The following is an 18,158-nucleotide window of genomic DNA, read 5'->3' as shown; positions in this document are numbered from 1 at the left end:
AAAACCATTTCCGTGCAAAAGGAGGATTCGTATGCGTGTTTTAGTTGTTGGCGCCGGAGCCATGGGCGGCTACTTTGGAGGAAGACTGGTGGAAAAAGGAGAAGATGTCACCTTTCTCGTCCGTCCGGGAAGACAGCAGCAACTGAAGAAAACAGGGCTTGTGATCAAAAGTGTACATGGAAATTTCCGGTCTCCTGTAAAGACGCTCATCAGCGGGGAACCGTGTGAGCCGTTTGATCTGGTTTTGCTTGCCGTCAAGGCCTATCACCTGAATGGGGCCATCCCGTCATTCGAGCCATATGTCCATGAACATACGATGATTTTGCCGCTTTTAAACGGAATCAGGCATATGGAGACATTATGGCAACATTTTCCCGAAAAAAATGTCCTGGGCGGACTGGGCTTTATTGAAACAACTCTGAACCGGCAGGGAGAAATTGAACAATACAGCGCTGTTCACGATGTTGTATTTGGCGAATGGGATGGAACAGAGACCCCTCGGATCAAACAGGTAGAGAAACTTTTTCAGGGCGCCAGAATGGGATCACGCTCCTCTTTGAAAATCCAGCTGGAAATGTGGAAAAAATATTTGTTTATCAGCGCCATGAGCGGAATGACCTGCCTCATGCGCAGCAGTATCGGTCCCATTTTATCCTCGCCGTATGGAAAAGAGACCTATAAATCATTTCTCGACGAACTTTTTTCTGTGGCAGTCCAAAAGGAGCCGAGACTGTCCCCTGATTTGCCAGAAAAAATCCTGACAAACACAGCCAGACTGGAACCGACGATGAAATCATCCATGCTTCGTGATCTGGAAAAAGGACTTCCTATTGAAACGGATCATTTTCATGGCACCCTGATCGAGTGGGCACAAAAGGAACAAAAACTTCCGATCCTTAAAGCAATTTACAGTACTTTGTCGATCTATCAGGAACAGCAAAAAAATAGTTACAACGAAAAATGATAAACATAATCTTATGGGACGGTTTTAACTTTAGCAATAGAACAAAACCGATAATTAATATTTTTCGCAAAAAATCGGCCCTGAAATATGAATGGAGTCGATTTTTTGCAAAGTTCCTCACAATAACTCATAAAAATCACTCCAAGTTTAAATTTTTATCTATATAAACCTGGTTAGCATTTTTTTCTTCTTCAGCGTTGCTTCATACAAAATAACTGTTGTTGCAATTCCTACATTTAGCGAATCACAGTCCCCAAACATAGGTATTTTTATCCCTGCATAATCCGTATCATACCAGTCTTTTGATATCCCGTATCGCTCACTTCCCATAACGATCGCAACTCGGCCCTCATAGCTTTCCTCATAGTAATTTAAACTGGACCGGGTATCGGTTAAAATGATTCTGAAATCATTTTTAACCAGCCACTGATGGACATCTTTGAAGTCAGCTTCAACAATTGGCACTTTAAAACATGAACCCTGACTGCTCTTGATAAATTTAGGATGTATCAACCTTGTTTTCTTATTTGTAATAATAACTGCTGAAACATCCGTTCCATCCGCAGATCTGACAATAGTTCCTACATTGCCGAGAATTTCCAGACCATCCAAAATCACAACAAGAGCATTTTTATCTACATTTAAATCTTCCAAATCTCTCTTTGGAAATTTGCATAATGCAAGTATACCTGCTGAATTGGCTTTTTCACTTACTTTATTAAATACTTTTTTTGAGACCAGATATGCACGTAACTCTGAATCATCATCCATTAATGTTTCTAACAGCATGATGGATTCATTTGAATTCATTTCTTCGGTACAAACAATCATATATTTGATCTTCACTTGATATTTATACGCAAACTGGATGCCCCATACTCCTTCAACAGGAACAAGCAATTCAGGATTGGGTTTTGAATTTTTTTTGATGTGTTCAACCAATGTAATTACTCCGTGTTTATTTCCTGCAAAAAAAACTCTTCTGCCATACTTGTTTTTTATATATTGATTTCTTTCTTCAAAATCTAAATCTAAAAATTTCATAGTTTCCTCCCTCTGAAAAAGGTCATCTGCTAAAACGTTAATAACCTTTTTTACAACATAGATGTATTATTGTATTTGTACTTGCAAAAAAATACAATGATATTTTCAGCTTTTTAAATTGATTTTATCAGGCATACGTTAATCCGCTACCACCTGCACCTGAAGGGAAAGGACAATTCATACGAACAAACAATAGCGGTCAAAAAAAAGAGCTGTCCTCATGACAACTCTTTTTGAAACAAAGCATCCATCCGGCGAAAACTTTATTCAACTTTGACTTGTTGTTTTAATTTCAGTTCAAGCGATGCTTTCACAAACTCGCGGAACAGCGGTTGGGGACGATTGGGACGGGAAATGAACTCGGGATGGAACTGGGAAGCGACAAACCACGGATGATTGGCATACTCCACAATTTCAACGAGCCTGCCGTCCGGAGAGGTTCCTGAGAACCGGTACCCGGCCTTCTCCAATAACTCTCGGTATTCATTATTAAATTCATAACGATGGCGGTGCCGTTCATAGACCAGGTCCTTGCCATACGCCTGATGTGCAAAACTGTCCGAAGCAACTTTGCACGGATACAATCCGAGACGCATGGTTCCGCCTTTTTCCTCAATATCTTTCTGTTCCGGCAACAAGTCAATAATCGGATACGGAGTTGCCGGATTAAACTCCGAACTGTGCGCTCCCTCCAAATGAAGCAAATTCCTGGCCCCTTCCACACAGGCCATTTGCATTCCCAGACAAATGCCAAGGAACGGAATCTGTTTTTCACGGGCATACCGGATGGCTGTAATCTTTCCTTCAATCCCGCGATCGCCAAATCCACCCGGAACAAGGATTCCGTCCACATCTCCCAATAGGGAGTCCACATTGTCATCAGTTACTTCTTCCGAGTTGATCCATTTGACACTGATATCCGTATCCCGGTCAAAACCGGCATGTCGCAATGCCTCAACCACACTCATATAGGCATCGTGCAGGGCGACGTATTTCCCCACAATCGCGATCCGGGTCGTATGGGTCAGGTTCTTCACTTTATTTACAAGTTGAATCCAGTCAGACATGTCTGCCGGCCCGCATTCCAGGCCCAAATGTTTCACAACGATTTCATCAAACCCTTGCTCCTGGACCATCAAAGGCACTTCGTAAAGGGTATCCGCATCACGCGCTTCAATCACTGCATTCCGGTCAATATCACAGAATAACGCAATTTTATTTTTCAAATCTTCGCTAAGCGGGTACTCGGTCCGACAGACGATCACATTGGGCTGAATGCCGATACTGCGCAGTTCCTTGACGCTATGCTGCGTCGGTTTTGTTTTCAGTTCACCGCTCACCCGCAACATGGGGACCAGTGTACAGTGAATATACATCACATTATTGGGACCGACATCACTTTTTATCTGACGAATCGCTTCCAGAAAGGGCAAACTTTCAATATCTCCAACCGTGCCGCCAATTTCCGTAATGACCACATCGGCGCCGCTTTCCCGGCCGGCGCGGAAAACCCGGTCTTTAATCTCATTTGTAATATGGGGAATCACCTGAACAGTTCCCCCCAGATAATCTCCACGGCGTTCCTTGTTGATCACGGCAGAATAAATCTTGCCTGTTGTAACATTGCTGTTTTTGCTCAAATTAATATCAATAAAACGTTCATAATGGCCCAAATCCAGATCCGTTTCCGCACCATCGTCCGTGACAAACACTTCGCCATGCTGATAAGGACTCATCGTCCCAGGGTCCACATTGATATAAGGATCAAATTTTTGGATCGTTACTTTTACGCCTCTGTTTTTTAATAACCTTCCCAATGCTGAAGCCGTAATTCCTTTGCCAAGGGAAGAAACCACACCGCCGGTAACAAAAATGTATTTTGACATATTCATCTTCCTCCTATAAACAAGGATGCCCCATATTCTCACAAAATAGAAAGAGCGCCCCCGGTAACAGGGGCGCTCTTTTTCATTCCGTTCATAACGAGCCCAAAAAATAATTTATCGCAGTAAGTAATTATTGTCAAGATGATTAAACCACATCCTCTTTTACTTTATCATCATAATCGTCCGTTTCTTCATCGTCGTGATAAGCATCATCCATATCTTCGATCTCGCCCATCTCATCTTCATCTTCATCAAACAGTTTGTCATCAATATCATCATAGTCGTCATCTTTCACATTGGCAGCGACAGCAGAGTCGGTAGCCTGTTCTGTAGGATACCATGCCCGGATTCCCCACAAATTGCGACCTACACAAACAAACCGTCCGTCAATATTGATTTCGGTATATAGTTGGGCGATGTAATTTTCCGTTTCTTCTTCTGTAAAACCTTTCACCTTAGAGACTTCAGCCATGATGTCGTGATACAGCATCGCTTCTCCCTTTTCTTGCAAAAGTTCGTAAGCCACATCAACCATGGCTGTTTCTCTCACTTTTTCTTTAGCGAGGTTGTCACTCAAATTTGGACACATCCTTCCATCCATAGGTGAAACCGTATATCCTGTTTCTCGTACAACTATTTTATCCAAAAAACTAGTGAAGTCAACCATATTTACTCTTTACAAAAAAATAAAAAAGGATGGAGCGAGAACAGCTCCATCTTCCGGGAAGATTGTCACATATTGCGGCGATACTGGCCGCCCACTTCATATAGAGCGCGGGTAATCTGCCCAAGGCTGGCCACTTTCACTGTTTCCATCAGTTCGGCAAAAATATTTCCGTTGTTCCGGGCGACCTCTTTCAACCGCTCCAATGCCGGTTTCACCTGCTGGCGGTGTTTTTCCTGAAACTCACGAAGATGGCGGATTTGCGCTTCTTTTTCCTCTGCAGTGGCACGGGTCAACTCCAAATCCACATTTTCCGGCGGGTTGGGATTTTCAAAGGTGTTCACCCCAATAATTGGCAATTCGCCGGAATGTTTCCTGGTCTCATAAACCAGGGATTCTTCCTGGATTTTTCCCCGCTGGTATTGGGTTTCCATAGCACCCAGTACTCCGCCCCGATCACTGATCCGCTCAAATTCGCGCAAAACGGCTTCTTCTACCAAGTCGGTCAATTCATCTATGATAAAGGAGCCTTGCAGCGGGTTTTCATTTTTAGCCAATCCCAGTTCCCTGGTGATGATCAGCTGGATGGCCATGGCCCGGCGAACGGATTCCTCCGTCGGCGTGGTAATTGCTTCGTCATAGGCATTGGTATGCAGCGAATTGCACTGGTCATAAATAGCCATTAATGCCTGCAGGGTCGTCCGGATATCATTGAAATCAATTTCCTGTGCGTGCAATGAACGTCCGGATGTTTGAATATGGTATTTCAACTTTTGGCTTCGCTGATTGGCTCCATACAGATATTTCATCACAATCGCCCAAATCCGGCGGGCCACCCGGCCGATCACCGAATATTCCGCATCCAGCCCATTGCTGAAGAAGAATGAAAAATTGGGGGCAAATTGATCGATTTCCATACCACGACTTAAATAATATTCTACATATGTGAATGCATTGGCCAGTGTAAAAGCCAGTTGGGTAATGGGATTGGCCCCCGCTTCCGCAATATGGTAACCGCTGATACTTACGGAATAATAATTTCGCACCCCATGTTCAATAAAATATTCCTGGATATCCCCCATCATCTTCAAGGCAAAATCAGTAGAAAAAATACAGGTGTTCTGGCCCTGGTCCTCTTTCAGAATATCAGCCTGCACAGTTCCGCGTACGGTTTGCAGGGTTTTCTTTTTAATCGCCTCCGCTTCTTCCGTGGTGGGTTCACGCCCTTCCCGCTCCCGAAAGTTCTCCAGCTGCTGGTCAATGGCAGTATTGAAGTACATGGCCAGGATGATGGGAGCAGGCCCGTTTATGGTCATGGAAACGCTGGTATTGGGCGCGCACAGGTCAAACCCGGCATACAATTTCTTCATGTCTTCCAGCGTACAGATACTGACTCCCGATTCTCCCACCTTTCCGTATACATCGGGGCGTTCATCCGAGTCCTCCCCGTAAAGGGTGACACTGTCAAAGGCCGTAGACAGACGTTTGGCAGTGTCGTTTTTCGACAAGTAGTGAAAACGGCGATTGGTCCGTTCCGGAGTTCCTTCCCCCGCAAACTGGCGTTTCGGGTCTTCATCAGTCCGTTTAAACGGGAAAACGCCAGCCGTGAACGGGAACTGTCCCGGCACATTCTCTTTACGCAGCCATCGCAAACGTTCTCCCCAGTCTTTAAAACGGGGCATAGCCACTTTCGGAATTTTGCTTCCGGACAGAGTTTCCATATATAAAGGAATTTTCTGTTTTTTATCGCGGATTTTCAGTGTATATTCGTCCTGCTGGTAAGTCTGGATCAGTGAATCCCAATTGCTCAGCATTTTCCGACTGTCGGGTGTCATTTTCTCTTCAATTTTCCTGATTGTCTCCTGAAAACGTTCGGTAATGCTTTGTTCTTCTCCCTCTATTTCCAGGCAGGCCTGCGCGCCGGTTAACTGGTAAAGCTGTGTAGACAGCTTTGCCTGCTCTTCGGTTTCCCTGTGGTATTTGCGGACCGTTGCGGCAATTTCCCGCAGGTAATGGGTTCGCTCCGGAGGAATGATATGGTGAACACCCGGATTGGTCTCGGCAACCTGCCATCCGGACTCCCAATTCAATTCAAATTTTTTACTCAATTTTCGGATCAGTGCCCGGTAAAAGCGATTGGTTCCCGGATCATTGAAACGGGACGCCATCGTTCCATATACGGGAATTTCGTTGTCATCTGCATCAAACAGCCCGTGGTTGCGACGGTACTGTTTTTTCACATCCCGCAAGGCATCTTCAGAACCTTTCCGGTCAAACTTGTTGATGGCAACCAGTTCAGCGTAATCCAACATCTCAATTTTCTCCAGCTGGGAAGGAGCGCCAAATTCGGATGTCATCACATAAATGGACAAGTCGCTCACTTCGACGATGTCGGCATTTCCTTGTCCAATCCCGCTGGTTTCGACAATGATCAAATCGATATTTACCGCTTTCAGGATCTGGATTGCTTCTTTGATTCCACTGCTAAGTTCTGACCGTGTATGGCGGGTTGCCAGACTCCGCATATAGACCCGGGGATGGTTGACCGAATTCATCCGAATCCGGTCTCCCAGCAGAGCGCCGCCTGTTTTCTGCTTGGATGGGTCTACGGAAAGAATGGCCACTTTTTTATCTTCAAAATCATGAATAAAGCGACGTACCAGTTCATCAGTAAGTGAACTTTTTCCGGCCCCGCCCGTTCCGGTAATCCCCACGACCGGAATCATCCTGTTCTGTTGCGGCGGCAATTGCTGAATCACCTGAATCTTTTGATCTTCATTTTCTTCCACCCAGGTAATCAGGCGGGAAACAGCTTGCTGGTCCCCTTCTTTCAACCGGTCAATTTCCCGGGAAATATCGGTTACCGTCGCAAAATCCGTTTCTTTCAGCATGGTTTCTATAATTCCTTCCAGCCCCAGTTCCCTGCCATCCTGAGGAGAAAAGATCTTGCTGACACCATACTCCTCCAGTTCCCTGATTTCACGGGGTACAATCACTCCCCCGCCCCCGCCGAACACCCGGATATGCCCTGCGCCTCTTTCTTTCAGCAAATCAATCATATACTTGAAAAATTCAATATGCCCTCCCTGATAGGAAGAAACGGCAATTCCCTGCACATCTTCCTGAATCGCCGCTTCAACAATTTCGTCCACCGAGCGGTTATGCCCCAGATGAATGACTTCGACACCGGCCGCCTGCAACAATCGGCGAAACAGATTGATGGCCGCATCATGTCCGTCAAACAGGCTTGCTGCTGTTACAAATCGAATGGCATGTTTAGGTCGGATCACCTGCATTCCACTCTCCCCCAGCCGTAAATTGTCCTAGCAATAAAGACATTTGCCGCTTTGTAAACTCCTCCAGATCATATTCACGACCCAAGGCCCAATGGCGAAATGTCCACATTTGGCCAATTACCATGATATTGTGGGCCATCAAATTGATGGAAGAAGCGTCAATCTGAATTGTTCCGTCCTTCATTCCCTTTTCCAGAATACGTACAAACAGATTGGTAATTTCTTCTTCTTTGCTCAATACATACTTCATTTTATCCCTTGGCAATGATTTCGTTTCCTGGTAAATCAGGAGAACGAGCGATCTCATTTCATCCATTGCGCAAAACAATTTTTTCAGACTTTTTAACAAGGATTCGATGCCGGAATCCTCTTCATTCATTACTTTCAGCAAACGTTTTTCTAGTTCTGAATGAATATATTCACACACCAGATAAAGAACATCTTCCTTGGTTTGAATATATTCATACATCGTTCCGATTGATAATCCGCATTCCTTGGCAATTTCCCGGGTTGTGGTTTTATAGAAACCTTTCTTTACAAATAACCGTACCGCCCCTTCAATAATTTGCTGCCGCCGTTGTTCGATCAAACGTTCATCTTTGATCATTGAAGGAATGAGTTTCGACTTTTTCTTCACAGATCCCCCTCCCAAGTTGATCCAGCCATTTCCTGGCCAATGTACGCGGGCTGATATTCCGTTTTTCCAGACACTCCAGCTGTTTTTGCCAGGCAGGATCGCTCCAGACTTTTTCCAGATAACGGCGTACAGTTTCCTCAATGAGGTTCCTTGTTTCCAGCTCAAGCTGCCGTTTTCGTCTGCGGTTCAATTCTCCATTCTGCTTCAGGTAATCCAGATGGCTCTTTGCAGCATTCCACCACAAATCGATTCCTTCCCCCCGGGTGGCAATGGTGCGGACAATGGGAGGACGCCAGCCCGAGTCCTGTTTTGACAGATCCAGCAAATCATTAATTTCCCCTTCAAGGCGGTTCACTCCCGGCAAATCTGCTTTATTGATCACGAACAAATCGGCAATTTCCATTATTCCGGCTTTGAATACCTGGATCACATCACCGGCAGTCGGATTGAGCACCAGACAAACCGTATCCGCCACATGCATCACATCCAGCTCCGCCTGTCCCACTCCCACGGTCTCCAGCAGAATCACATCATACCCGGCAGCATCCAGAACAGTAACCGCGTCCCTGGCCGACCGCGACAACCCTCCCAGAGATCCCCGGCTTCCCATACTGCGGATAAATACCCCTTCATCCAGGGAATGGCGCATCATTCTTACCCGGTCTCCCAGGATCGCTCCGCCGGTATAGGGACTGGTAGGATCAATTGAAATGACCCCGACCGTAATCTTCGACCTGCGAAGACAGGCGATAAACTCATCCAGCAAAGAACTTTTCCCGGCCCCCGGCGAGCCGGTAATTCCGATGATATAAGCGTTTCCGGTCTTTGGATAAAGAGTTTCCAGCCATTTGTCTGTTTCAGGTTCCCCGTTTTCGATCCTGGTAATCAGGCGGGCAATTTTCCGTTTGTTTTTTTGTTCCACTTCACTGAGCCATGTTTCCATCATTCCCCACTCCTACGTCCTTTTCACTCTTTGAGCAAGTAGTTTGAAATGACTACCCGTTGAATTTCGTTTGTTCCTTCATAAATTTGTGTTATCTTTGCGTCCCTCATCATGCGTTCGACCGGATATTCGCGTGTATATCCATATCCTCCAAAAATCTGAACGGCTTCCGTCGTAACCTGCATGGCCACATCTCCGGCAAACAATTTGGCCATTGCCGATGCTTTCCCGTAGGGGAGTCCTTCGCTTTCCAGCCAGGCAGCCTGGTAGGTCAACAGGCGGGCAGCCTCAATCTGGGTAGCCATATCGGCCAGTTTGAACTGTATGGCCTGGTTCGTGGCAATTGGCTTGCCAAACTGTTTCCGTTCCTTTGCATAACCGAGTGCGGCATCCAGGGCGCCTTGCGCAATTCCGACCGCCTGGGCCGCAATGCCGTTTCGCCCGCCATCCAATGTCATCATCGCAATTTTGAAACCCTGTCCCTCTTCACCCAGACGCTGGCTGGCAGGTATACGGCAATCTTCGAACACGATTTCGGTTGTGGGGGAAGAACGGATGCCCAATTTCTTTTCTTTCTTTCCGATTGAAAAGCCCGGGGTATCCTTTTCAACGATAAAGGCAGTAATCCCTTTATGTTTCAAATGGGGGTCCGTAACAGCGAAAACCACATAAATTTCCGCTTCTCCTCCATTGGTTATAAAAATTTTATTTCCATTAAGGATATAGTCCTCTCCGTCACGAACGCCAGTTGTTTTCATCCCTGCTGAATCCGATCCCGATCCCGGTTCGGTCAAGCCAAACGCACCCAGTTTGCTTCCTTCCGCCAAAGGCCGCAAAAAACGTTCTTTTTGATCGGGTGAACCGAATTTATAGATGGGCCAGCCGGCGAGCGAGATGTGCGCAGACAGCGTGACACCCGTTGCGGCACATACGCGCGACAACTCTTCAACAGTAATGACATAGCTTAAAAAGTCGGCTCCGACACCGCCATCTTCTTCGGGAAAGGGAATTCCCGTCAAACCAAGCTCGGCCATTTTTTCAAAAATGGTGCGATCAAACACTTCTTTTTCATCTCTTTCTGCCGCTGTCGGGGCAACCTCATTCAAAGCAAAATCACGCACCATTTTGCGCATCATTTCATGCTCTTCACTCAACTGAAACTGCATCTGTTTCACTCCCCTAACCGGTTAATGTGCCGTTCACTCTTTTCCGTTCCGTCTGAATCCTGCTTCAGTCATCTGCCAAAAGCTGGCCGGAAATCACAATTCGTTGAATCTCATTCGTTCCTTCATAAATCTGGGTAATTTTCGCATCACGAAACATCCTTTCAACAGGATATTCCCGTGTATAACCGTATCCTCCAAAGATTTGGACGGCCTCCGTTGTCACTTTCATGGCCGTATCCGTCGCAAACATTTTGGCCATCGAGGCCTCTTTTTTGCAGGCAAGGCCCAGCTGTTTCTGTTCTGCCGCACGATAAATGAGAAGGCGGGCTGCTTCAATCCGGGTAGCCATATCGGCCAACTTGAACTGAACCGCCTGTTTTTGCGCGATCGGGGCTCCGAACTGTTTCCGTTCCCTGGTATAGGCAAGCGCCGCATTCATCGCGCCTTGCGCAATGCCAACCGCCTGGGCCGCAATTCCAATCCGGCCTCCCGCCAAATTGGACAAAGCGATCTCATACCCTTGCCCCTCGCAACCGAGCAAATTCTCTTCCGGCACTTCGGCATCCTCAAAAATCAATTCGCAGGTGTTTGATCCGTTCAATCCCATTTTTTTCTCTTTTTTGCCAACCCGGAAACCAGGAGTATCTTTCTCTACAATAAATGCGGATATTCCTTTGGAACCCCTGTCCGGATCAGTGACGGCGAAGGTGACATAAATATCGGCTTCTCCACTGTTGGTAATAAACATTTTGCTGCCATTTAAAATATATTTATCGGCAACTTTACGAGCGCTCGTTCGAAGGTTGGCCGCATCCGAACCGGCCTGTGGCTCAGTCAGGGCAAACGCCCCCAGATAATCCCCTTGCGCCAGCCGGGTCACGAATCTCTTTTTCTGTGTGTCGGTGCCGTATTTTAAAATGGGCATCGTTCCGACTGACGTGTGAACGGCCAGAATAACTCCTACCGTCGCACTTGCCTTGGAAATCTCCTCCAAAGCGAGAATATATGAAGTAAAGTCCGCACCGGCTCCTCCCCACTCCTCAGGGATGGGAATCCCCATCAAGCCCAACGCCGCCATTTTATTGATGATCTCTCTTGGAAACAGGTCTTCTTCATCCATTTTGCCCACAATCGGAGTGATTTCCGTTTCAGCAAAGTCGCGCACCATCCTGCGCATCATTTCCTGCTCCGGCGTAAACGAAAATCTCATGAGGATCACTCCACTCCACGATGTTGATCTTTATCTGTTTACAGGTCACTCACCCTCGTATTGATAAAATCCCCGTCCGCTTTTTTTGCCCAGCCATCCGGCTTTTACATATTTGCGCAGCAGGGGGCAGGGGCGGTACTTGCTGTCGCCAAATCCTTCATAAAGGGTTTCCATGATATACAAACAGGTATCAAGTCCGATAAAGTCAGCCAGCGTCAACGGACCCATCGGATGATTCATCCCCAGTTTCATCACCTGGTCAACCGCTTCCGGTTCGGCAACCCCTTCGTATACCGCATAAATTGCCTCATTGATCATGGGCATTAAAACGCGGTTGGATACAAAGCCGGGAAAATCGTTTACTTCAACCGGAACTTTTCCCATTGCTTCCGCCAGTTCTTTCACAATCGCATAAACTTCATCTTGTGTCGCCAGTCCGCGGATGATCTCCACCAGTTTCATCACGGGAACCGGATTCATGAAGTGCATGCCAATTACCCGTTCCGGCCGGGAAGTTGCCGCCGCAATTTCCGTGATCGGCAGGGAAGAGGTGTTGCTTGCCAGAATGGTGTGCGTCGGGCACTTCTGATCCAGCTGACGGAACAAATCGGTTTTTACCTCCATTTTTTCAACGACTGCCTCAATCACCATATCGGCGTCTTTGGCTGCTTCTTCCAGCTGAACGGTCGGCTGGAGCCGCGACAAAACCGCATCTTTCTCCGCAGCGGTCCATTTTCCTTTTGCTACGCCCCGTTCCAGCTGCCTGGCAATTCGCTCCATTCCTCTTTTGACAAAAGCTTCAGAAACATCCAGCAAGGTTACCTGAAACCCGGCCTGGGCAGCAACCTGGGCAATACCGCTTCCCATCTGCCCGGCGCCGATGACACTGATCTGCCTGATTTCCATCATTTCTCCACCTCTCTAAGCGTCGACTCGGACTAAAACAGCATCTCCCTGGGCAGCCCCGCTGCAAATCGCTGCAATCCCCATTCCTCCTCCGCGCCGTCTCAATTCCATCACCAGCGTAAGAAGAATACGGGCACCGCTTGCACCAATGGGATGTCCCAGTGCAACTGCACCGCCATTAACATTCAGCTTTTCGGCATCAATCCCCAGAATCTTTCTGTTGGCCAAAGCAACCGCTGCAAAAGCTTCGTTAATTTCATACAAATCAATGTCCTGAGGTGAGAGCTGATGTTTTTGCAACAGTTTTTTTACAGCATACGCGGGGGTAATCGGAAAATCTTTTGCCTCCATGCCCACGGAGGCATGCCCCAGAATACGGGCCCATGGCTTTAGGCCCAATTTTTCTGCCTGTTCCCGGATGGAAACAACCAGTGCCGCTGCTCCATCATTGACCCCCGGGGCATTCCCGGCCGTAATTGTACCATCTTTGACATAAGCCGGTTTCAGGGCAGCCAGTTTATCCAAACTGGTATCCGGCCGGACGGCTTCATCCTGGACAACCGTTTGCTCCGCCATTCGGGTCTTCACCTGAACCGGGACAATCTCTTCAGCAAACCACCCTGCCTGAATCGCTTTCCAGGCCCGCTGGTGGCTTCTCAGCGCCCATTCATCCTGCTCTTCGCGGGAAATGCCCTGGTCTTTTGCCGTCTGGCTGCCGTGTATGATCATATGCACATCGTGAAAAGCACACCACAAGCCGTCATGAACCATCAGATCGACTACTTTCCCATCTCCCATACGATGGCCAAAGCGTGCGTCAGGCAAAGCATACGGGGCATTGCTCATGCTTTCCATTCCGCCGGCCACAATCAGGCTGGCATCACCGGCACGCAAAATCTGGTCAGCCAGAGTCACGCTGCGAAGCCCGGAAGCACAAACCTTGTTAATGGTTTCGCTTCCCACTTCCCAGCTCAAACCGGCGTGTCGCGCTGCCTGACGGGCGGGAATCTGTCCGGCTCCCCCCTGCAATACCATCCCCATGATCACTTCATCGACCGCTTCATCGGAAACACCGCTTTTTTCCAATGCGGCACGGATCGCGGTTCCTCCCAGTTCAACGGCCGCTTTGTCCTTCAGGCTTCCCCCGAATTTCCCAAACGGTGTCCGTGCACCACCCAAAATTACCGTTTCTGGCAACTCGCTACACCTCCGACATGTTCTATCGAGCGTTCGTTCGGTGATGACGCACGCCCCTTTTAAACGTCTTCAACTTAAGCTTACCGGAAATTATGTTTTTTAACAATAGTTAATTAAATTTATCTATTTCTATTAACTTGTTTATTTCGTATTTATTGAATTTTTAATTCGATTGAAAATAAGACTCTTTTTATCACCCCTCCATCCATCTGCCCGATTCGCCACAATGGCTGTCTCTTAAACTTGCTCTTCAGATTGCAAAAATTGCTGACTGCATTTCTCCAATCCTTCAAACCATAGTGCTTGAACAACGGGAAATGCCTTGGATTGAGGCATTTCCCGTTTTATTGCAGTTTAAAAGCCGATTTAATGAACTCTCTTTTCCGCCTCAGTCGCATCGTCTTCGATCGACAAAGCCAATATTTCGGCAACGTCCATGGTTTTGACCTGATCCTCCAATTCTTTGGCTTTGGTTCCGTCTGACAACATCGTCAGACAATAAGGACATGCGCTTCCAATCAGAGTCGGTTTCACCTCAAGCGCCTGTTCGGTCCGGGCCACATTGATCCTTACTCCTTCCGTTTCTTCCATCCACATCATTCCGCCGCCGGCTCCGCAGCACATTCCGTTTTCTTTATTCCGCTTCATCTCTACCAGTTCCACACCAGGAATCTGCTCAAGAATGTAACGCGGCGGATCAAACACTCCGTTATACCGGCCCAGATAGCAGGAATCATGGTAGGTCACCCGTTCCCTCACTTCTTTTGCCGGTCTGATGCGCCCCTGTTTGAGCAGATCGGCCAGAACTTCCGTATGGTGATAAACCTCTGCCTCCAGTCCGAGATCAGTATACTCATTCTTAAAGGCGTTGTAAGTATGAGGGTCGATCGTAATGATTTTTTTCACCTTATGTTTTTCAAACAAAGCAATATTCTCCATCGCCAATTGCTGGAACAGAAATTCATTTCCCATGCGGCGCGGTGTGTCGCCCGAGTTTTTCTCCTTTTTCCCCAGAATGGCAAATTTGACGCCTGCATGGTGCAAGAGTTTCACCAGCGCAAGGCTGATTTTCTGGCTGCGGTTATCATAGGAACCCATCGAACCGACAAAGAAAAGATATTCAAAATCCTTTTCTTCCTTCACTGTTGGAACAGGTACTTCCGCTTTTTCCCGCCATTTGTCCCGTTCTTTCCGGCTAATGCCCCAAGGGTTTCCCTGACGCTCAATATTGGAGAAGGTGCGGGAAGCTTCCGGACTCATTTTTCCTTCTGTCAGCACCAGATAGCGGCGCATATCAATAATCTTGTCTACATGTTCATTCATGACAGGGCATTGATCTTCGCAATTTCGGCAGGTGGTACATGACCACAGTTCCTGTTCGGTGATCACATCCCCGATCAGATTGATCAGATTGGCAGAACCGGCCGGTTTCCCGTCTTCATCCCGGGTGACTGCCGTTTCCAAAATGGCCTGATTTGTACTTGCAAACACAAAATCGGGTACCCACGGGCTCCTGGAAGTAAGTGCCGCTCCCTTTACCGTCAGGTGGTCCCTCATTTTTACAATCAGATCCATCGGAGACAGCAGTTTGCCTGTTCCTGCCGCAGGACACATGTTGGTACAACGCCCGCATTCCACACAAGCATATAGATCGATCAGCTGTTTTTGGCTGAAATCCTCGATTTTCCCAGCCCCATATTCTTCAAGCGATTCATCTTCAAAATCGATCAGGGACAATTTGGCTGGCCCCTGCCGTTTTTTCAGAAACACATTCAAGGGCGCGACAAACAGATGGAAATGTTTGGACTGAGGCACATATACCAAAAAAGCAAACAATACCAGGGCATGCATCCACCAAAAGACATAAAAGAAACCCCGGGCGGTTTCCTGGCTCAACCAGTCCATAAAAGGCAGTGCGATGGCGGACGATACCGGCGTATACCAGGTTACACCCTGCCCAAACCACATTTTTTCAAATGACAGCGACAGTAAAATGGATAACATGAGCAAAGTAAGAAAAATAATCACCAGTCCGGCTTTAAAGCCTCTTTTCAGGCGGGAAATTTTTTCAACATAGCGACGGTAAAAAGCATAAAAGGTTACTGCCAGAACGGAGAGTACGGTCAGTTCCTGGAGAAACTGGAAAAAAGGATAGGCTGGTACGGGCAAATAGCTTCCGGGTGCCAGCCCCTTGATGAACAAATCAATGGCCCCAAACTGGATAATGATGAATCCGTAAAACATAACCACATGCATGATGCCGCTCTTTTTGTCTTTAAGCAATTTCTTCTGTCCAAAGACATAAACCAGCAACTGATTGATTCCTTCTTTCAGATCCGGATCAAAGTCAGCCGGCTTCCCCAGCTTTACATATTGATAGCGCTTATACAAAACATCGGCAAACAGGTAAAATGCATATGCTGCAACCCCCAGAAACAAGAGAAGGTTCAAGATCTGCAATATCGACATGGTTTGCTCCCCTTTCCACTATTTATGTAATTCTGAAAAATGAAATTGTCGCCTTGCATGAATTCACTTTAGATTAATTTGTTTCTATTCTAACATACACTGAGTGGTCATTCATTGCTTTTTATGCGAATAGTCTGTAATCTTTTGCTTCGCTTTTTTATTAATCTTTAATATATTTTTATTCATATTGATGTTATTATCTATATAATAGACAATAGTCCGGATAATCAACACCACGGGCAATCTGCACGGACAAAGGTCATGACAATCGTAGTTTCAGGCAAGCACAGCTGACTGGCTGCCTGATATTGACCCCAAGGGGCTCTTACGCAACTGTCGCCATCCCCCGCCCTTCAGTGGGCAGGAGGCGCAGTGGTGAAGAGAGCATATTTATGTGATAGCGGTCACAAAAAAGGTTTTTCTTTCCGGGTGGAATTTCCGAAAAACGGCAAAGGATATTTTGCAGATACAAAGAGAAGTCTGGAACATCATCAGAAAAAGGATGGTTTTATCGGGCAGCTGGCGTAACGCAACGGCTCTTTTACCAGGCATGAGGATGACCGAAAGCAGGGGCAATCCGGAAACCGGCCCTGTTTCATAAACGAACCCCCTGGTGGAAGTAAAGTAGATCAACATGATCATACGGTAAACGTACCAGGCATCATTTCAGCCTGAGAGGAAAGCACAAAATCATTCTGAACGGTACCTGTCTAAAAATTCAGGCTATTTCCATACAAGGGAGCACTGCTTATCGGGTACAGCGGCGCACGGGAACAGTCCGGAAACCATCGTCAAAAGACGGGATCATATCAGGGAGTCGGCTCCGGAAAATGTAGCCCATCCATACAGACACCTATGGAATTACGCAATATGCAATTGCTTTGGTCTATTATGTGTCTGGAAAGGGGATGCCTGGTGAATGAGGAAATATAAAAAAAGAGAGAAGACAGGTTTCCTTCAATACGAAAGATGCGATTGAGCTGAAATTTATTGAAATTGGCGGACCGGGGAGATATTAATGTTCCGTTTTGGTCAAAAATTTGTTGTTTGCCTAAAGCAGCGGGAAATACAACCGCTCCAGGATCACACCTCTTCAAAGGATGCCGACCGCTTCTCCCGTTAAGCCTTATTCCTTTCTCCATTTCAAAGGAGTTAGGCAAGTGGCATCCTTTTAACCTCTAAGTTAAAAAACAGGAGAGACCGATCATGAAACCTCATTCTTTTCAAATTCCTTATTCCGTGGCAGATAAACTCCCCCCTGCGGAACGTTTTGTCTATTACGAACTGAGTCGCCTGGCTTCAACAAAAACAAGAACCGACAACATATTCAGAGTCAGGATACCTCCTCGGGGACTGATCATCAATCACTTCCGGCTGGCCAAGGAAATGGATTATCCTTACACAAAAGTAGCCTCCGCGATGGAGCATCTGGAGAAAAAAGGCCTGATTGAGATCCACCCGCTTAAAAACAAAGAGTTCAAGTCCTACTATCTGGTTTACTTGAAAAAAATTTACCATGAGGAAAAAGTCCCCATTTCACCCCCTGAATTTTCCATGTAGGAAATTGGCTGGCGAAGTTTGATATGATTCCTCCATAGCAGACAGGTTTATCTTTTCTTTTGCCTGTCTGCTATGGAGGGATTTTTTATGGGGAAGAATTGATATTTCTGATCCCTCTCTGACAGCTTCTAAATATTTGCCCACGATGTTCACCTCATTTTAAAACTTATTTTTAATTCTTGGAAAACCACCTGGTGGTCGCAGTGCTTTATTATG

The 18,158-nt window shown here is 46.7% G+C and carries 14 protein-coding genes; 3 read left to right on the top strand and 11 right to left on the bottom strand.

Annotated features, from left to right (window positions below; genetic code table 11):
* Positions 1 to 31: 31 nt before the first annotated feature.
* Positions 32 to 964: a ketopantoate reductase family protein gene (locus H2C83_RS11765; protein ID WP_181740952.1), complete on the top strand. Its 933-nt coding sequence runs from the start codon at positions 32 to 34 to the stop codon at positions 962 to 964.
* A gap of 159 nt (positions 965 to 1,123) precedes the next feature.
* Here the strand turns inward: H2C83_RS11765 and H2C83_RS11760 are convergent, their stop codons facing one another.
* The 11 genes from H2C83_RS11760 to H2C83_RS11710 form a co-directional block, all read right to left on the bottom strand.
* Entirely contained in the window at positions 1,124 to 2,008 is an 885-nt protein-coding gene (locus H2C83_RS11760; protein WP_181740950.1) for a TrmH family RNA methyltransferase, read from the bottom strand.
* A gap of 263 nt (positions 2,009 to 2,271) precedes the next feature.
* Complete coding sequence (gene pyrG / locus H2C83_RS11755; protein WP_181740948.1) at positions 2,272 to 3,894, bottom strand: CTP synthase; 1,623 nt, start codon at positions 3,892 to 3,894, stop codon at positions 2,272 to 2,274.
* A 145-nt stretch (positions 3,895 to 4,039) separates the two neighbouring features.
* Positions 4,040 to 4,471, bottom strand: a complete 432-nt coding sequence (rpoE, locus tag H2C83_RS11750) for a DNA-directed RNA polymerase subunit delta (protein ID WP_181740946.1) — start codon at positions 4,469 to 4,471, stop codon at positions 4,040 to 4,042.
* Between the two features lie 155 nt (positions 4,472 to 4,626).
* The gene (gene icmF / locus H2C83_RS11745; protein ID WP_181740945.1) at positions 4,627 to 7,854 is read right to left on the bottom strand and encodes a fused isobutyryl-CoA mutase/GTPase IcmF; all 3,228 of its coding nucleotides are present in this window, start codon (positions 7,852 to 7,854) and stop codon (positions 4,627 to 4,629) included.
* Positions 7,835 to 8,491, bottom strand: a complete 657-nt coding sequence (locus tag H2C83_RS11740) for a TetR/AcrR family transcriptional regulator (RefSeq protein WP_181740942.1) — start codon at positions 8,489 to 8,491, stop codon at positions 7,835 to 7,837. Before H2C83_RS11740 ends, icmF begins: the two co-directional genes overlap by 20 nt.
* Entirely contained in the window at positions 8,448 to 9,437 is a 990-nt protein-coding gene (gene meaB, locus H2C83_RS11735; protein WP_246333875.1) for a methylmalonyl Co-A mutase-associated GTPase MeaB, read from the bottom strand. The genes H2C83_RS11740 and meaB overlap by 44 nt, the downstream gene beginning before the upstream one ends.
* Positions 9,438 to 9,457: 20 nt before the next feature.
* Positions 9,458 to 10,600: an acyl-CoA dehydrogenase gene (locus tag H2C83_RS11730; RefSeq protein WP_181740940.1), complete on the bottom strand. Its 1,143-nt coding sequence runs from the start codon at positions 10,598 to 10,600 to the stop codon at positions 9,458 to 9,460.
* Between the two features lie 64 nt (positions 10,601 to 10,664).
* A complete protein-coding gene (locus tag H2C83_RS11725) occupies positions 10,665 to 11,810 on the bottom strand; it encodes an acyl-CoA dehydrogenase (protein WP_181740939.1) in 1,146 nt (381 codons plus the stop codon).
* A gap of 45 nt (positions 11,811 to 11,855) precedes the next feature.
* Complete coding sequence (locus H2C83_RS11720; protein WP_181741079.1) at positions 11,856 to 12,716, bottom strand: 3-hydroxybutyryl-CoA dehydrogenase; 861 nt, start codon at positions 12,714 to 12,716, stop codon at positions 11,856 to 11,858.
* 15 nt (positions 12,717 to 12,731) lie between these two features.
* A complete protein-coding gene (gene mmgA / locus H2C83_RS11715; RefSeq protein ID WP_181740937.1) occupies positions 12,732 to 13,913 on the bottom strand; it encodes an acetyl-CoA C-acetyltransferase in 1,182 nt (393 codons plus the stop codon).
* Between the two features lie 366 nt (positions 13,914 to 14,279).
* The gene (locus tag H2C83_RS11710; protein ID WP_181740935.1) at positions 14,280 to 16,382 is read right to left on the bottom strand and encodes a (Fe-S)-binding protein; all 2,103 of its coding nucleotides are present in this window, start codon (positions 16,380 to 16,382) and stop codon (positions 14,280 to 14,282) included.
* A 375-nt stretch (positions 16,383 to 16,757) separates the two neighbouring features.
* On the opposite strand from H2C83_RS11710, the gene H2C83_RS11705 reads away from it, so the two are divergent.
* Together H2C83_RS11705 and H2C83_RS11700 are read left to right on the top strand one after the other, a co-directional pair.
* Positions 16,758 to 16,910: a hypothetical protein gene (locus H2C83_RS11705; protein ID WP_181740933.1), complete on the top strand. Its 153-nt coding sequence runs from the start codon at positions 16,758 to 16,760 to the stop codon at positions 16,908 to 16,910.
* Positions 16,911 to 17,588: 678 nt separating this feature from the next.
* Entirely contained in the window at positions 17,589 to 17,942 is a 354-nt protein-coding gene (locus H2C83_RS11700) for a hypothetical protein (RefSeq protein WP_181740931.1), read from the top strand.
* Positions 17,943 to 18,158 lie beyond the last annotated feature (216 nt).

Source organism: Thermoactinomyces mirandus (assembly GCF_013868055.1).
Lineage (GTDB): Bacteria > Bacillota > Bacilli > Thermoactinomycetales > Thermoactinomycetaceae > Thermoactinomyces > Thermoactinomyces mirandus.
This window is presented reverse-complemented; position numbering and strand designations above follow the sequence as displayed.

What these genes read in the sequence shown, in the direction of transcription:
- H2C83_RS11765 (WP_181740952.1), top strand. Translation starts at nt 32, where the DNA reads ATGCGTGTTTTAGTTGTTGGCGCCGGAGCCATGGGCGGCTACTTTGGA.
- H2C83_RS11760 (WP_181740950.1), bottom strand. Translation starts at nt 2,008, where the DNA reads ATGAAATTTTTAGATTTAGATTTTGAAGAAAGAAATCAATATATAAAA.
- pyrG (WP_181740948.1), bottom strand. Translation starts at nt 3,894, where the DNA reads ATGTCAAAATACATTTTTGTTACCGGCGGTGTGGTTTCTTCCCTTGGC.
- icmF (WP_181740945.1), bottom strand. Translation starts at nt 7,854, where the DNA reads ATGCAGGTGATCCGACCTAAACATGCCATTCGATTTGTAACAGCAGCA.
- meaB (WP_246333875.1), bottom strand. Translation starts at nt 9,437, where the DNA reads ATGATGGAAACATGGCTCAGTGAAGTGGAACAAAAAAACAAACGGAAA.
- H2C83_RS11730 (WP_181740940.1), bottom strand. Translation starts at nt 10,600, where the DNA reads ATGCAGTTTCAGTTGAGTGAAGAGCATGAAATGATGCGCAAAATGGTG.
- H2C83_RS11725 (WP_181740939.1), bottom strand. Translation starts at nt 11,810, where the DNA reads ATGAGATTTTCGTTTACGCCGGAGCAGGAAATGATGCGCAGGATGGTG.
- H2C83_RS11720 (WP_181741079.1), bottom strand. Translation starts at nt 12,716, where the DNA reads ATGGAAATCAGGCAGATCAGTGTCATCGGCGCCGGGCAGATGGGAAGC.
- H2C83_RS11710 (WP_181740935.1), bottom strand. Translation starts at nt 16,382, where the DNA reads ATGTCGATATTGCAGATCTTGAACCTTCTCTTGTTTCTGGGGGTTGCA.
- H2C83_RS11700 (WP_181740931.1), top strand. Translation starts at nt 17,589, where the DNA reads ATGAAACCTCATTCTTTTCAAATTCCTTATTCCGTGGCAGATAAACTC.